The sequence below is a fragment of the Paenibacillus caui genome (assembly GCF_019904135.1).
Lineage (GTDB): Bacteria > Bacillota > Bacilli > Paenibacillales > Paenibacillaceae > Fontibacillus > Fontibacillus caui.
Genome location: NZ_JAIOGQ010000010.1, coordinates 63,471 through 79,302, shown reverse-complemented (window position 1 = coordinate 79,302; position 15,832 = coordinate 63,471). Strand labels below are relative to the sequence as shown.

Annotated in this window: 13 protein-coding genes and 1 riboswitch; of the genes, 12 read left to right on the top strand and 1 reads right to left on the bottom strand. The window is 49.6% G+C overall.

The genetic code is table 11. The annotated features are described in order from the left end of the window. Positions 1–34: 34 nt before the first annotated feature. The gene (gene gluQRS / locus K7397_RS08060; RefSeq protein ID WP_223067432.1) at positions 35–997 is read right to left on the bottom strand and encodes a tRNA glutamyl-Q(34) synthetase GluQRS; all 963 of its coding nucleotides are present in this window, start codon (positions 995–997) and stop codon (positions 35–37) included. 177 nt (positions 998–1,174) lie between these two features. On the opposite strand from gluQRS, the gene hrpB reads away from it, so the two are divergent. The 12 genes from hrpB to K7397_RS08000 all read left to right on the top strand — a co-directional run bounded on the left by hrpB (position 1,175) and on the right by K7397_RS08000 (position 15,811). Further along, positions 1,175–3,739, top strand: a complete 2,565-nt coding sequence (gene hrpB, locus K7397_RS08055; RefSeq protein WP_223067431.1) for an ATP-dependent helicase HrpB — start codon at positions 1,175–1,177, stop codon at positions 3,737–3,739. A 262-nt stretch (positions 3,740–4,001) separates the two neighbouring features. Continuing rightward, positions 4,002–5,456, top strand: a complete 1,455-nt coding sequence (nagE, locus tag K7397_RS08050) for an N-acetylglucosamine-specific PTS transporter subunit IIBC (RefSeq protein ID WP_223067430.1) — start codon at positions 4,002–4,004, stop codon at positions 5,454–5,456. A gap of 137 nt (positions 5,457–5,593) precedes the next feature. Then, positions 5,594–6,232 (top strand): response regulator, encoded by a 639-nt coding sequence (locus K7397_RS08045; RefSeq protein ID WP_223067429.1) that lies wholly within the window; start codon positions 5,594–5,596, stop codon positions 6,230–6,232. A gap of 299 nt (positions 6,233–6,531) precedes the next feature. Beyond that, a complete protein-coding gene (locus K7397_RS08040) occupies positions 6,532–6,894 on the top strand; it encodes a helix-turn-helix transcriptional regulator (RefSeq protein ID WP_223067428.1) in 363 nt (120 codons plus the stop codon). Positions 6,895–6,966: 72 nt separating this feature from the next. Continuing rightward, a riboswitch (cobalamin riboswitch) is annotated at positions 6,967–7,164 on the top strand. Between the two features lie 151 nt (positions 7,165–7,315). Then, a complete protein-coding gene (gene metE / locus K7397_RS08035) occupies positions 7,316–9,616 on the top strand; it encodes a 5-methyltetrahydropteroyltriglutamate--homocysteine S-methyltransferase (protein WP_223067427.1) in 2,301 nt (766 codons plus the stop codon). Positions 9,617–9,793: 177 nt separating this feature from the next. Continuing rightward, positions 9,794–10,420, top strand: coding sequence for an FMN-dependent NADH-azoreductase (locus K7397_RS08030; RefSeq protein WP_223067426.1), 627 nt, complete (start codon positions 9,794–9,796; stop codon positions 10,418–10,420). Between the two features lie 878 nt (positions 10,421–11,298). After that, positions 11,299–11,472: a tyrosine-type recombinase/integrase gene (locus K7397_RS08025; RefSeq protein ID WP_223067425.1), complete on the top strand. Its 174-nt coding sequence runs from the start codon at positions 11,299–11,301 to the stop codon at positions 11,470–11,472. Between the two features lie 682 nt (positions 11,473–12,154). After that, positions 12,155–12,976: an aminoglycoside phosphotransferase family protein gene (locus K7397_RS08020; RefSeq protein WP_237690762.1), complete on the top strand. Its 822-nt coding sequence runs from the start codon at positions 12,155–12,157 to the stop codon at positions 12,974–12,976. 214 nt (positions 12,977–13,190) lie between these two features. Beyond that, positions 13,191–13,691 carry a hypothetical protein gene (locus K7397_RS08015; RefSeq protein WP_223067424.1) on the top strand — a complete coding sequence of 167 codons (501 nt, stop codon included), beginning with the start codon at positions 13,191–13,193 and terminating at the stop codon, positions 13,689–13,691. A gap of 321 nt (positions 13,692–14,012) precedes the next feature. Then, positions 14,013–14,108, top strand: coding sequence for a putative holin-like toxin (locus K7397_RS08010; RefSeq protein WP_223067423.1), 96 nt, complete (start codon positions 14,013–14,015; stop codon positions 14,106–14,108). 461 nt (positions 14,109–14,569) lie between these two features. Then, positions 14,570–15,022, top strand: coding sequence for a hypothetical protein (locus tag K7397_RS08005; RefSeq protein ID WP_223067422.1), 453 nt, complete (start codon positions 14,570–14,572; stop codon positions 15,020–15,022). Positions 15,023–15,496: 474 nt separating this feature from the next. Further along, positions 15,497–15,811: a DUF5071 domain-containing protein gene (locus tag K7397_RS08000; protein WP_237690761.1), complete on the top strand. Its 315-nt coding sequence runs from the start codon at positions 15,497–15,499 to the stop codon at positions 15,809–15,811. Positions 15,812–15,832: the final 21 nt, after the last annotated feature.

Here is a 15,832-nt window from a genome sequence, read left to right as displayed (position 1 = left end):
CCGTTTCATGGAGATCATGAGGCGGGCGGTTTTTTTACGATTCAAGCAGTTCCCGGTTCATTTGCTGCGTAAGCGTAAACGGCGTTTTGGAAATGGAATGAAGCTCAAAGCCGCTTGTTAAGTCAGACGGCTGGAGCGGCTCGGGCCGGTCCGTCAGTCCGCTGATAAAGGCCAGCCAGCCGATCACTTTTTGCGGCTGTACGCCTGTAGAACGCAGGAAGGAGAGGCTGAGATCGCCATGGCGTTTCGCAAGACGGTGACCGTCTTCGCCCATAATTAGCGGAGCGTGTGCAAACCGGGGCGGGGCCAGATTCAACGCTTCGTATAAAGCCAGCTGCCTTGGCGTAGAATCAAGCAGGTCATCGCCGCGCAGCACATGGGTAATGCGCATGGCCGCGTCGTCAATGGTAACGGCAAGCTGGTAGGAGTACATGCCGTCCGCCCGCTTGACGATAAAGTCCCCTCCGCTGCCTTTAGGGAACGAATGCGGACCGGCGATTCCGTCTTGAACGGTATACTGCTCGTCCTTCAGGGCGAAGCGGATGGCCGGCTTTTTGCGCCGCTCCCTGACTGCCCGTTCCTCCTGCGTCAGCGCCCTGCAAGTGCCGGGATAGGGGGCGCCTTCGGAGGCAAGGCCGTGCGGAGCTCCGGCAACCGACAGCAGCTCGGCGCGGCTGCAGTAGCAGGGGTACAGTCGCCCCTTTTGCTGCAATTTTTGTAAGGCATCCTCATAGCGTTCCAAGCGCTCGCTTTGGGTATAAGGGCCGTAAGGACCGCCTTTGCCGGGGCCCTCGTCCCAATCCAGTCCCAGCCACTTCATATCGTCAATAATGGACTGGATAAGGTGAGGCCTGGAACGCTGCACATCTATATCTTCAATCCGCAGGACAAAAACGCCGCCGGCGGACCGCACTTGCAGCCAGGAGAGGAGCGCGATTTTGGCGTTGCCCAGATGCATAGCGCCGGAAGGCGTGGGCGCAAACCGTCCTCTTAACAAATCTATCACTTCCTAATAATCTGTAATTACTCAGGGTACGCTGGTTGGTTGTCTATGAGATATGATAGCAAACAAGACGTAAAAATGCACTGCCAGAGCGCTGCGAATCCTTTTTGACAGAGGTTTGGCCGCCGCTATATGATTAACTGTATAACAAGAGTGACAGGGAGAGTTGGAATGAAGTTACCCGTTGATGAATGTCTGCCGGAGCTTAAAAAAGCGCTGCAGGAAGGCCAAAATGCTGTACTGATTGCGGAGCCCGGTGCCGGGAAAACAACGAGAACCCCGCTGGCGCTGCTGAGCGAGCCTTGGCTGCAAGGGCAGGGAATCATCATGCTGGAGCCCCGGCGCCTGGCCGCCCGATCGGCTGCGGCGTTTATGGCGCGCGAGCTGGCAGAGCAGGCAGGCGAAACGGTAGGCTACAGGATTCGGGGCGAGAGCCGGACGGGCCCGCGAACACGAATAACGGTCGTTACCGAAGGCATATTGACGCTGATGCTGCAGAACGACCCGGCTTTGCTCGGCACAGGATTAATTATATTTGACGAGTTTCATGAAAGAAGCCTGCAGGCCGATCTGGGGCTGGCTTTAAGCAGGCAGAGCCAGCAGCTTTTGAGAGAGGATCTGCGCCTTCTTGTCATGTCCGCTACCCTGAAGGAGGGGCCGGTGGCGGGAATGCTCGGGAATGCACCAGTTATCCGCAGCACAGGGCGGGTTTACCCGGTTGAAACCCGCTATTTGAAGGAGCGCAGCACAGCTCCGCTGGAAACGTTGGCGAAGCTAACGGTTCTAACGGCGCTGAAGGAGCATGAGGGCGATATTCTCGTATTTCTGCCGGGGATCCGGGAAATTCGGAACACACAGAAACTGCTGGAGGGAAGGCTGCCGGATAGGGTTATGGCAGTTCCTCTTTACGGCAGCCTTCCCCAGGAAGCCCAGCAGGAGGCGATCCGCGCACTGCCCGGCGGCAGGCGGAAGGTTGTGCTGGCGACGTCCATTGCCGAATCGAGCCTGACAGTAGAGGGCGTCACGGTTGTCATTGACGGCGGCTTGCGCCGGACCGAGCTGTTCTCGCCGCGCACCGGCATGGGGCGCCTGACGACTGTCCGGGCGGCCCGCGATTCGGCCGACCAGCGCCGGGGCCGCGCGGGACGGACAGCGCCGGGCGTCTGCTATCGGCTGTGGAGCGAGGCGGAGGACCGCCTGCTGCCGGAGGAGACGCCGCCGGAGATTCTGGAGGCCGATCTTGCGCCGCTGGCGCTTGCACTGGCCGCCTGGGGGGCGCAGTCCCCGGCCGAGCTGGACTGGCTGAACGCGCCGCCGCAGGGCGCGTACCTCAGCGCCGTCCTGCTGCTCCGCGAGCTCGGCGCCCTTGACGAGGGCGGGCGCCTGACCGGGCCCGGCCGGGAAATGGCCGGGCTGGGCATGCATCCGCGCCTGGGCCGGATGCTGCTTGAAGGCAGGCGCCTTGGGCACGGGCGCCTGGCCTGCCTCCTCGCCGCGATGCTGGAGGATTCCCGCGCGCTGCGCGCGGGCGGGAATGACGCCGACGCGCGGCGTGCCCTCGCCGGGCTGCTGCGCGCTGCCCGCGGCGAGGAGCGGGGCCGCGCCGCAGCGGGCGCGGCCGCTCCTTCAGCGGCGGACGGCGGCGGCCTGGTGGCGCCGCCGTCCCCGGCTTTGCCGTCGCTGCAGCCGCTGCTGCGGCAGAGCCGCCGCTGGGCGGAGCAGCTTGGCGCAGGGCACGAGCCCCTGCCCGGCCAGGAGGAAGCTGAAGCGCTGTGCGGGCTTCTGCTGGCTTTTGCCTTTCCTGACCGGATCGGACAGCGGCGCCCGGATGGGCGCTACCTGCTCGCCAGCGGAAGGGGCGCGGCATTTGCTTCTCCGCTTTCCCCGGCCGGAAGTGAATATATAGTTGCGGCGGAGGTGGATGATGAGGGAACGGAGGGGCGGATTTTGTGGGCCGCTCCGCTTGATCCGGAGCAAATCCGGGCCCATTTGCGGCCAGAGATGAAGGAGATCAAGCGGGTGGTTTGGGATGAAGCCACCGAATCGGTCCGGGCCTGGGATACGGTTATGCTCGGTGCGATTGTGTACAGGGAAACGCCGGACTCCAGCCCGTCGCCGGAGGATGTGCTTAGAGCGCTCTTGGGCAGGGTAGCCGCGGACGGTATCGGCCTTCTGCCCTGGAATGCGAGATCGTGCCAGCTTCAGGCCAGAATCCTGTTTCTGCGAAACGTCGATGAGTCCTGGCCGGATGTATCCGATTCGGCGCTGCAGCAGCAAGCCGAGGCATGGATCGGACCTTATGCGGCCGGCTTCAGGCGCAAATCCGATTTGCAGAAGCTGAACCTGGTGAAGATGCTGGAAAACCAGCTCTCGTGGGAGCAGCGAAGAAAGCTCGATGCCGAGGCTCCGGCCTTTATCAAGGTTCCCAGCGGTTCAAAAATCGCCGTAGCTTACGACGGTCCCCAAGCTCCCTATATCGCCGTCCGTCTGCAGGAAATGTTCGGCATGATGGAGACGCCAAGACTGGCCTTTGGCCGGGTCCCGCTGACCATCCATCTCCTGTCGCCGGCCGGGCGTCCTGTCCAGGTCACCTCGGACCTTCGAAATTTCTGGGAGAACACTTATTTTGAAGTGAAAAAGGATTTGAAAGGCCGGTATCCCAAGCACTATTGGCCGGACAATCCGCTCGAAGCAGAGGCGACGCGCCGGGTAAGACCGGGCGGCAGGCAGACGTAGGCCGTTTCATTTAACGCCGCCGAGGAAAAGCTGTTGACCGTATCTGGAGGCAACTTTCAATGGACCCGGGAGCAGCCTTAACCGGACTGTAGTATTGACGAACCGAATAGGCTGCTTTATCATGTTATTCAGCAAAGCAACATGAGCCAAGGAAAACAACCTTCTTTTGACAACAAAAGCGGATGTTCTCCTTGGCTCTTTTTTGTATCCTTCAATAGCGGTTTTACGGAAATAACAAATATATGGAAAGGGTGTTGATCACATGCTGGCTTTCTTACAAAGAATCGGGAAATCCCTCATGCTTCCGGTTGCCACGCTTCCAGCGGCAGCCATCCTCATGCGTTTCGGCAACATTGACTACGTCAAGGACTTTCATCTGGGGAGTGTGGGCGAATTTCTGAATCATTATATCGCCCCGTTCCTTGATGCTGGCGGATCCACCATTTTTGACAATCTTCCGCTGATTTTTGCTATTGGTGTAGCCATTGGACTGGCTGGAGATGCGGTTGCGGCTCTTTCCGCGGCCATCGGGCATTTGATCCTGCTTCGTGTGCTTTCCAAGGTACCGGCCGTCTTCACCGATCTGATGAGCAAGGATGCCAAGCTTGATATGGGCGTTCTTGGCGGCATCATTGTAGGCTGCGTAGCGGCTTATCTGTACAATAGATACCATAATATCAAGCTGCCGGACTGGCTCGGCTTCTTCGGCGGCAAGCGGTTTGTTCCGATGGTCACCGCATTTGTGATGGTTGTTCTCGGCCTTATTTTCGGTCTGATCTGGGGTCCCGTACAGCAGGCGCTCGATACTTTCGGCAACTGGATCGTCGGGCTTGGCGGCATTGGCAGCGCCGTTCATATGATTACCAACCGGCTGCTTGTTCCTTTTGGCCTGCATCATATTATCAACTCCATTGTGTGGTTCCAAATCGGAGATTTTACAGACGCCACAGGCAAGGTCATTCACGGCGACCTGCATCGTTTCTTCGCCGGGGATAAGACGGCGGGCATGTTCATGACCGGCTTCTTCCCGATCATGATGTTTGCCCTTCCTGCCGCGGCTATTGCTATCATTCACACCGCACAGCCGGAAAGAAGAAAGGCTGTTGGCTCCATTTTTATCGGGGCTGCACTTGCCTCTTTCCTGACAGGGATTACAGAACCGCTTGAATTTGCGTTTATGTTTGTCGCTCCGGTGCTGTATATTCTCCACGCGATTTTGTCCGGGGTTGCCGGCTATATCATTTACTCCCTCGGCGTCAAGCTGGGCTTTGGTTTCTCGGCCGGATTCATTGACTATGCGATCAACTATCCGCTTGCAACGAAGCCGCTGCTGCTTATTCCGGTAGGCCTAGCTTTCGCTGTCGTCTATTACGTGCTGTTCCGCGTACTGATCGTCAAACTGAATCTCAAAACGCCGGGACGTGAAGACGATTTCGAAGCCGAAAGCGAAGAAGAGTCCTCAGGAGAACCGTCTGCCGCATCAGGCAGCCAGGCCGCCAAAATTTTGGCGGGTCTCGGCGGAGCAGACAACATCGAGGCCGTCGATGCATGCATCACCCGTCTTCGTCTTGTCGTGAAGGATGATAAAATCGTAGACGATCAGACGCTAAAAGGTCTGGGCGCATCCGGCGTTATGCGTCTCGGCAAAGGGGCCGTTCAGGTTGTATTCGGACCTAAATCCGAAAGCATCAAGGATGAAATCAAAAAGCTTTTATAAAGCAAGTGATGTGAGAACAATAGCCGGGACTCCTTCGGGGGTTCCGGCTATTGTCGCTTTCGCCTTTGCTTTGGCTGCGGAAGTTGTCGTATATTCAGAAGAAACGCTTTAGCGAATGCGGGGGGAGCAGCGAAAGTATGAAGACAAGGGTACTGGTGGTAGATGACCACGCTCATGCGAGAGAGAGCATATGCAGGATATTGGCGGAGGATAATTCCTTTGAAGTGATCGCAACCGCCTCCGGTGGCCGCGAAGCCATAGCGCTCACTGAACAGTGGATGCCTGATCTCATCATCATGGACATCGTCATGCCCGAAATGGACGGTTTGGAGGCAACCCGGACGATCAAGCTCAGATTTCCTTATATTAAAATTGTGCTGGTCTCCGCATCGGATGACGCGGCTTATTTGTTTGAAGCGCTGAAGCAGGGAGCGCAGGGCTTTTTGCTGAAAAAATTAACCCCGTCGATCTGGATGGAGTATCTGCGTGCCATGATGGACGATGAGGCCCTGTTTTCCACGGAGCTGGCTTTGCAAATATTGCGGGAAATCCCTCCCGCCTCTAAGAAGGAGAAGGAAGACAAGTCTCCGCTTACCGCCCGGGAAAGGGAAATTTTACAGTGGGTAGCCCAGGGCCTGACAAACCGGGCAATCGCCGAAGCTCTGGAAATTTCCGATCAAACGGTCAAAAACCATCTGAAAAATATCATGCACAAGCTGCAATTGGAGAACAGGGTGCAGCTGACGCGTTACGCCTTGGAACGGGGATGGATCTAGGCAGAGCGCGAACCCCAAGAAGTTCGCCTTGGTTCCGAACGTTAGTTCGCATACAAGAACGACGAAATACGGATTATTTTGCTGAACAAGAGATGTTCAAACGCTTCTTTTTCCAACATTACACTATATGAAAAATTCACAATAAAAAAGCAAAAATCTCCCTTTCTACTTTTCACATCAACCATCCATTTACTCCTCCCTACAACATATCACTCAGGAAAAAGCGCAAATTGACCCTATTCTGAATTTTTCATATAATTGAGTGGAGCGACGAAATAAAACGGGTGGTGACAGCTAATATGGCTTTTATGATTGCACAGCGGGCTTACCTGAAATTATACCTTTTGAAGCTGGTTGAAGAGCACAGAGGCTACGGCTATCAAATGCTGGAAGAGCTAAAGACGGAATTTACGCCCTATGGCTATGTCCCCCCTCAGAGCGAGATTTACCGGGCGCTGCATGAACTGGTTCAGGAAGGCATTCTGTATCGGACCAAAAAGCTCAAAGGCGGGGATCCGAGCGTAGATTTTCAGGAGATCGTGCTTTATCATTTCACAGATGACGGAATGGAAAAGGCGAAATTGTACCGCAAGCAGGTCAAAACGGATTTGGACCGCTGTCTGGGCATTTTGAACAAAGCAGTAGGGGATCACTTTGCCTGATGTTAATGAAATTTAAAAAATATAATTGTATTCTTTAACGAGTTGAAGTATGATAAAACCCTAGTATTCAAATTAAATAAAGTGGGAATAGGTGCTGCTGCCTGGAAGGCTGCAGCTTAATAGGGAAGTCCGGTGCTATGCCGGCGCGGTCCCGCCACTGTAACAGGGGAGTGTGAAGCTACCGATGCCACTGGCTTATCCGAAGCCGGGAAGGCAAGCTTCTAATGTTGATCCTGAAGCCAGGAGACCTGCCTGTTCCGACAACACTGCTGTACCTACGGTAGATAGGGAGGTGTTAAAGATGGTAACCGGTGATACGTGTTGACCCTGGGCTTCTTTAACCTTTTTTCAGGTAAAGAAGCCTTTTTTTATACGGACGATGTTGTCAATCACGTCTTATGATCATTCAGGAGGTTAAGAGATGACAAAAGTATTCAGCGGAAACCTGGGATATCCAAGAATCGGAGAAAACCGGGAATGGAAAAAAGCTATTGAAGGATTTTGGGCAGGGAAAATACAGGAGGAGGAGCTTCACAGGGCGCTTAAATCCATCCGGCTCGGAAATTTGCGTGTTCAGCGTGACCGGGGGATCGACATCATTCCGGTGGGCGATTTCACTTATTATGACCATGTGCTGGACATGTCGACCATGTTTGGCATAGTCCCCCCGCGATTCCGCTATGATGGCGGCGCGGTTCCGCTGCAAACCTACTATGACATTGCGCGGGGCAACAAGGAAGCGGCAGCGAGTGAAATGACCAAATGGTTTAACACGAATTATCATTATATCGTACCGGAACTAAGCGATGTGACGCCTCGATTGACAAAGAACCGCCCGCTCCTGGCTTATCGTGAAGCGAAGGAGGAACTCGGCATTGAAGGCCGGCCTGTGCTGCTTGGGCTTTACACGTTCCTCAAATTGTCCAAAGGCTACGAGGCTGCAAAACGGCAGGAAATTGTGGACAAACTCCTGCCGCTGTATGTTCAGGTGCTCCGGGAGCTGGCGGATGAAGGCGTGAAATGGGTACAGATTGACGAGCCCTCTATCGTAACTTCGCTGACGGAAGAGGATATCCGCCTGCTTCATTCGATTTATGGGGCCATTACCGAGCAGGTATCCGGCATTCGAATCATGCTTCAAACTTACTTCGAGGCTATTGAACCATACGAAGCCATAATCGCGCTGCCTGTTCAGGGCATTGGTCTTGATTTTATTCATGACCGGGGAGCCAATCTGGAAGCGCTGCGGAAAATCGGTTTTCCGAAGGGCAAAACGCTTGGCGCTGGCGTTATCGACGGCCGGAATATATGGCGAGCCGACCTGCCGAAACAAGGGGAGCTGCTTGCGCAAATTATAAAACTTGCGGAAGGGAGCGATATCGTCGTTCAGCCTTCCGCAAGCTTGCTTCATGTTCCGGTGACAGTACGGAACGAGAGCGCTCTGGAGCCTGTGCTTAAAGAAGGGCTCTCCTTCGCCGAAGAGAAGCTGCAGGAGGTGGCTCTGCTTGCCAAGGCGACTTCAGGGGCGAATGGAGAAGAAGTAGCCCGCCAGTTTGAAGATAGCAGACGAGCGGTTCGGAACCTTCAGGATTCACCGGCTCGCAACGTTGAGAAGGTAAGAGAAGCGATGAAGCAGCTGAGCGTATATCCGTCTGAACGTCAAAGCTCTTTCGAGGAGCGCAGAGCCAAGCAGAAAGCGAAATGGCAGCTTCCGCTTCTGCCAACAACGACTATCGGCAGCTTTCCGCAAACGGCTGAAGTCAGAGCGGCCCGCCGGAAGTGGCGCAAAGGCGAGTGGGACAAAGAGCGTTACGATGCGTTTGTCCGGGAGCAGATCGCCGAGTGGATTGCGATTCAGAAGGAAATCGGACTGGACGTACTCGTTCACGGTGAGTTTGAGCGCACCGATATGGTCGAATTTTTCGGGGAAAAGCTGGCTGGATTTGCCTTTACTGAGGGGGGATGGGTTCAATCTTATGGTTCCCGCTGCGTAAAACCGCCTGTGATCTATGGGGATGTTGATTTTACTGAATCGATGACCGTTTCAGAAAGCGTGTACGCTCAGTCCCTGACAAGCAAACCCGTAAAAGGGATGCTGACAGGACCGGTTACGATTCTCAATTGGTCTTTTGTTAGGAGTGATCTGTCCAGAGAGTCTGTCTGCTATCAGATTGCGCTTGCTCTCCGCCAGGAGGTTGAGGCGCTTGAGAAGGCGGGCATCGAGATGATTCAGGTGGATGAACCGGCGCTCAGGGAAGGGCTGCCGCTGAAGCATAGCGAGCGGGACGGATATTTGGACTGGGCGGTCAGGGCCTTCCGTCTGTCCGCTTCCACGGTCAAGGATACGACGCAAATTCATACTCATATGTGCTACTGCGAGTTTCATGACATTATTGATTCCATCCGGGCAATGGATGCCGATGTGATTTCGATTGAAACGTCGCGCAGCCATGGAGAGCTCATTCAAAGCTTTGAGGAGTTTACGTATCCGCTCGGGATCGGGCTGGGTATCTATGATATTCACAGTCCGCGAGTTCCGGAAGTGCCGGAAATGGTGGAGATGATCGAGCGTGCGCTTAAGGTGCTGGATCCCGAGCTGTTCTGGATTAACCCGGACTGCGGACTGAAAACACGCCGAAAAGAAGAGACGGTAGCCGCCCTGCGGAATATGGTGAAAGCGGCGAAGGCGTACCGCGAGAGAACACAGACTTTGAACGTCTAATTCTGATTATTATACATTCTTGGAGGAAAAAGGGTGGCAGTCTGACTGCTGCCCTTGTTTTTCTTTGTTTGGCAATAAAATATTTTAATTTAAAGAGGGTTGACAAGTGATTATTTATCATTTACTATACAAACTATAGTAAGATTAATTAATATAGTTATTATGAGGAGGACCACCATGTCAAATGTATTATTTGTTAAAGCCAATAACCGTCCAGTCGAGCAAGCGGTTACTGTAAAGCTTTATGAAAGTTTTCTAAAAAGCTATAAAGAATCCCATCCGGAAGATCTGGTTACCGAGCTGAACCTGTTTGAAGCCGACCTTCCCTATTACGATAACGACATGATGACCGGTCTGTTCAAGCTTTCCAAAGGCATCGAAACGACGCCTGCCGAACAAAAAGCGGCTGATCTGGCCAACACCTACCTGGATCAGTTCCTGGGAGCAGACAAAGTTGTATTTGCCTTCCCGCTCTGGAACTTCACGATCCCCGCACAATTTCTGACATATCTGTTCTATCTGACCCAGGCCGGCAAAACGTTCAGTTACACGGAGCAAGGTCCTGTGGGTCTTGTAGGCGACAAAAAGGTCGCTCTGCTGCAAGCGCGCGGCGGCGTATATTCCGCAGCCCCAATGGATGCGCTGGAAATGTCCCTGAACTACGTCAAGAATATTCTGGGATTCTGGGGCATCCAAAATCCCGAGGTTGTTGTTGTAGAAGGCCATAACCAATTCCCGGACCGCGCTGAAGCCATCATTCAGGAAGGCATTCAGAAAGCCGCTGAACTGGCCGCAAAATTTTAAACGAACTTACTCATCAAGGGGGCTGTCCCCTAACTAACATGGCCTGAAGGTCTCCATCATCAATAAAAATGTACTTAGCCTGTGAATCTGCGTGTTCCATACTGGAACTGTAGGTCACAGGCCATTACTTTTTTGGTAGTACATACTCTGAGTTCCAAACCGGTCATCTGAAGCTCAAAGACAGCATAGCCCGTCGATAACTTCTACTACCTTCCGTGCTGTGGCCGTCACAGCCCCAAAGACGGAGAACAACGGCTTATGGATACAGGCCGGTTCTACCCTTCTTACCGTACGCCCGGGCTTCGATCCGAATCCGTTCCGGTTTCTCATGTACCTGTTCGAGCAGCTGCCCCAACTTACGGATCCGCAGAATTCAGGCATTGGAACCCTTTATGCCGTGATCCTGGTTGTTTCCGGACTCTTGAAGCCGTGCTTAATCTATATCCATCATACACTCGCCCCTTTCTGACTGTTAGGTGGGGGCTATTTGAAGCACACATTATGACAGGCAGATTATTCTGTTCATCGATGACGAAGAGAGAAATTTAATACCTGCACAAAGTTTTAGGTTGGCAGACCTTGTTAGCTGATTCGGAAGGTAGATGGATGGAGCGGGTTGCAGGCTTTTACCGGGTTTTGTCAGACAAGTAGGTGAATTCCAACTTGAACCGATGAAATTGTATTCTAATGGACTGATAACTTGCTCCGAAAGCATCGTGAGGTTAGTTGTTCTTTTTGCGAGATACAGCTAAACTCTTTTAACAGGTTTCCAAAAAATTGAATTACATATATACTCTAGGAAGGAAAAGGTTAAAATGGAGCTTTCCATCGAGAAATGATGATCAGTATGTAGCGGCCCGCCTGTTTTCGCGACCCGTTTGTTAGAGGACACAATCGACCTCAGATATATCCAGGAGCTTCTCGGTCACCAAAGCAGCACAAAGACTGAGCGCTACACGCATGTCAGCGTGAGAGATGTGCGAAAAATCCGGAGTCCTTTGGATCGGATGATGTTGGAAGGAGAGGAGAAGGTGGGGCGTGAGGACGGATGAACGTTACGGAAACATGTAGTGAACGGCCATATTGCCGAAAGATATTTGCGAAGTTCGGGAATATGTAGTTAGGCAACATTAAGTCTGAAGTGCAATCACTCAACGACTTTTGTTTTAGCGAAGATCCTGCCTAAAAAATGATAACACCCTCAAAAAACAAAAAGAGCTTTTTCAAAAGAAAGACAAAGCATCACTTTACTATTAGGGTCGTGAGGAGGAAAACCGCGTTTTTTGGATCACGACCCTAATAGTAAAGTAATTCAAAACGGATCATGATGTCAAAGTCTATTTTGAAAGAATAGGAACTTATGTTCTTGTTTTTTTAAAAGATATCTTTATGTATCTTCAATTCTTTTAGGCAGGATCAATATTTCATAGGGAAAGAAAACAAATATGAAATTGGCATGAAACAAACCGAACGGCACGTGATTGCAGGAAATTTCAGGATGTGTATGGAATTATATAGGGATAAGGAACAGACTTAACGTCGCCTAACATCGCATTTCCGCTGCGGGTCGTCGCTTTGCGCCGTCCCTTGGTCCGCCAGATGTATTTTCGAGGAAGATATTTCTGCGGACACATCCATTCCCCTAAGATAAGAGTTATCTAAGGGGAATGGACGTCGGAAATACTGAGACGTTATACGCAATATTGCCAAACCATAAATTTTGTAGGAGTTTCGATGATGTTAAATTTAAAAATTATTGGTCAAGGTAGGACAGCTGACATTTTTGAATACGAAGAAGGCAAGATAATTAAACTTTTCAAACAGGAGTTTCCAGAGGATGCAATTAATCAAGAATTTCTAGTTAGTAAATTTGTACATTCTCTTGGTATTAAGATACCCCAGCCATTTGAATTAACTCAATTAGATAGTAGATTTGGAATAGTGTTCGAGCGGATGTCTGGAACAACATTACTTCATGAAATGACTTCTAAGCCTTGGTTAATTAACAAACAATCAAGGAAGTTAGCAAGATTACAATACGAACTCCATTGTCATCCTGCGCATGATGCGGTTGAAGAACTAAGATATCAGAAGAGTGTGCTGGTTGACAATATTCAGTTAGCTCCTTTACTCACAGAGGATGAGAAGGAACAAATAAAAAGTTACTTAAAAGGACTACCTGATGATAACAAGCTCTGTCACGGAGATTTTCACCCAGATAATGTATTGATCGGTAGCAATAGTTGCATTATTGATTGGATGACAGGAATGATTGGTAACCCTGCGGGTGATGTTGCTCGAACAGTGATACTATTGAGTTTTGGAACACTACCCAATGAGACTTGTCGAACAGTAAAATTACTTATTAGTTATTTGCGGAACAGAATAAAGACAGCATACTTAAAGCAATATTTAAAACTAACGGGAAGAGAATTTAAGGAAATTGATAGATGGATATTGCCAGTTGCTGCTGCAAGGTTAATAGAGTGTATACCTGACGAAGAGAAGAGAAAATTAATAGTAATTATAAGAAAACGATTGCAGGCGATTTCATAGAAGCGGCAATACTGCGTATAACACAGTATTCACGCTGCGGGGCTGACGCCCCTTGGTTCACCCGAAGTATTCGACAGAGAAGAAATTCAGGTGAACAACCCTGCACCACCAAACCGCATCGCGGCCGGCCCTAACGTGCCTTAAGGTGGTGAGGGTTCGTGAATACCACAACGTTATGTGAAACCCCGAAAAATGAAAAAGAGAGGAATCCCAAATGAGTTATGATGTCCATATTACGAAAGCAGATCATTGGACAAGAAGTGAATTGTCCTCAATAACAGAGAAAGATATAAAAGAATTGAAATATATATTTGATTATTTTCCACTTTTATTTCTAAAAGGGCGGTTAACTCTTTGCGGAGCAGATAATGCTGCAATTGGTTTGTTAGTTGAAGCTGCAAATAAAATCGGTGCTCGGGTTCAAGGCGATGAAGGTGAATTTTATGGCAACGAATATTTAGATTTTATTAATTATATTTATAAGACACAGACACTTACTTTAGGAGATAAGGTAGAAGATAACCAAGAGATAAATCATTTTATGAAGAACTTGTCTGCGGGGACAAAAATTATGCATGGCAAATTTGGTGAAGGTACCATCAAAGAAATATTTGGGGAAGGAAATGACAAAGAACTAATTGTAGATTTTTCAAGCATTAATAAGTCTAAGAGGATATTGGCGTACTATTCGCCCATCAAAATATTAAATAACTAGCACGCAAACCCTATGATGCCCGGGACATCACATAACACTGCATTCCCGCGGCGGTCATTGACGCTCCCTTGGTCGCCTGAGGCATTTCGAGGGAGTGAATCAGGCGACACACCTGCACCAGCTAAGTCGTCGGACCCGGCGCTGACGCGCCTTAAGCCTCTCGGGTTCGTGAATACTGAGACGTTAACCAAATCAAAATCTATTTAAAGACACGAAATTAACGAACAATTGTTCTTCATCTTAATGGGAGATGATGGTACAATAGGTAAAGACAATTGAATCTTGGGTGGGCATGGTATCCCTTCGAAAGGAGGTGATGCCATGAAAGTAGAAGCAGCGATTACAATCATGATTCTTTTCGGCTCCTTTGTCCTTGCACTACTATCGTACATCTCTAATAACTATAAGAGAAAGTAAGAACTCACCCTATGGTTGACCGCCGAAGGTGGGTTCTTATCCATATCTGACTATTAGAAGGGATAACCCATCCAAGCCAATTGTTCAGCCGAGTGTTTGCCGCACTCGTCCTCTTTAAATGTATGATAGCACAAGTGGAAAAAGAAGTGAACTGTAACAAGACTTAAAATTATAAAGAACCTATTCAATACGGCGTAGGGACTATAAACATTAGTACAAAACTAAGGGGATTATTTAGAGTATTCGAAGAAGCCATTAACTTCGTCTAATACTGTATTCCCGCTGCGTCGCTGACGCTCCTTGGTCTGCTCGAAGATAAGTCGGTGAAGCTGGATCAGGCAGACGATCCTGCGAGGCTAAGTCTGGCGACCCGTTCGCTCTGCTCACTTAAGCCTCTCGGGTTCGGGAATACAAGAACGTTATATGAAAGATGTGCAAAGCATTGAATCGGAGTGAATTCTATGAAGAGAAGCGGATACCTTCTGTTACTATTTTTAATAATGAGTTTAGTAAGCTTAGCGATCGTAAGCTCCAAATACATTGAAGCTCAAAACAAAAATAATGAATTACAGAGATCAATTGACAATACATTCAAGTATCAATTAAGTAATACTCTAAGTAGTTTTAGTATGATAGTTAATGATTACACGTATAGGTCTATGTTGTCTAGTGTCGCTACAGTAGCTTCTTTATCAGAATTAACTTCATATGCTGATATAAATGATGATCTTGATATTAGTTTGCATAATTTGTTTATTTCTTTGAGGGAGGACAAGTCCAAGGACAAGGTGTTGTTACGAGTAGATGAAATTAGAGAAATTTTCTTTATGTTAGTCCAGGAACCAACAAGTAAAGAAGCTACAGATAGACTGTCCCAAATTGCTAATGAAACTTTTTTTAGCATAAAAGATTAGACGATGAAGGTTATTCAAAGTAGGGAGGGGGCGGGTTTGGTAGGCTGTTGCCCGGCGCGTGAGTGGCCCTTGGCCTCTTCGCCTGTCGCGCGTGCACCGGACCCGCCAGAGGCTCCAGGTCAAGCTGTGGCTCGACAGTTGCTTGATTCTGGTTTCAAAGGTTACACTTTTTAATTGACAGTCTCTCATTAAACACCGTATTCACGCTGCGGCGCGTTCGCGCCTTGGTCCGCCAGCAGTATAAGCAGGGGAGCTGAAGCAGGCGGACACATCGATTCCCCTTAAGATAGGAACTATCTAAGGGGGATCGACGTCGCGAATACATGATACGTTATCAGAAATGATTGCAAAACGTTAATAAAGAATGTTAAAAACAGAAGTGAGGGCAGTATGGAAGACTTTAAAGATGCATTGCCAAGGAATAAACATGATTTTGAAAGAGTTAATCAATAGCGAAACTTGACTCATAATAAATTGGTAACATTGATACCACAGCTTCTAGAATGGCTTCAAGATATCAATTGGCCGATCGCCGAAGAAATCGCAAAATTATTACTTGAAGTTCCCAAAGAAACAATTCCTCATATTAAAGATGTCTTAAAGACTAATGATAATATTTGGAAAGAATGGTGTCTTAGATACTTGGTCAGTAAGTTTCCTCAACATTTAATAATTGAATTTGAACCAGAATTAATAAGAATTGCATATAACCCTACTAAAGGCGAGGAACTTGAGGAAGTAAACGAAACCGCTAAAATGATCTTAGAATTAATAGACAAGAAGAAATAATATATCGATAGTATTTTCAAA

Coding starts and splice junctions, on each gene's coding strand:
- K7397_RS08045 (WP_223067429.1), top strand. CDS start 5,594: ATGAAGACAAGGGTACTGGTGGTAGATGACCACGCTCATGCGAGAGAG.
- K7397_RS08015 (WP_223067424.1), top strand. CDS start 13,191: ATGAGTTATGATGTCCATATTACGAAAGCAGATCATTGGACAAGAAGT.
- K7397_RS08040 (WP_223067428.1), top strand. CDS start 6,532: ATGGCTTTTATGATTGCACAGCGGGCTTACCTGAAATTATACCTTTTG.
- metE (WP_223067427.1), top strand. CDS start 7,316: ATGACAAAAGTATTCAGCGGAAACCTGGGATATCCAAGAATCGGAGAA.
- K7397_RS08020 (WP_237690762.1), top strand. CDS start 12,155: ATGATGTTAAATTTAAAAATTATTGGTCAAGGTAGGACAGCTGACATT.
- K7397_RS08005 (WP_223067422.1), top strand. CDS start 14,570: ATGAAGAGAAGCGGATACCTTCTGTTACTATTTTTAATAATGAGTTTA.
- K7397_RS08030 (WP_223067426.1), top strand. CDS start 9,794: ATGTCAAATGTATTATTTGTTAAAGCCAATAACCGTCCAGTCGAGCAA.
- hrpB (WP_223067431.1), top strand. CDS start 1,175: ATGAAGTTACCCGTTGATGAATGTCTGCCGGAGCTTAAAAAAGCGCTG.
- nagE (WP_223067430.1), top strand. CDS start 4,002: ATGCTGGCTTTCTTACAAAGAATCGGGAAATCCCTCATGCTTCCGGTT.
- K7397_RS08010 (WP_223067423.1), top strand. CDS start 14,013: ATGAAAGTAGAAGCAGCGATTACAATCATGATTCTTTTCGGCTCCTTT.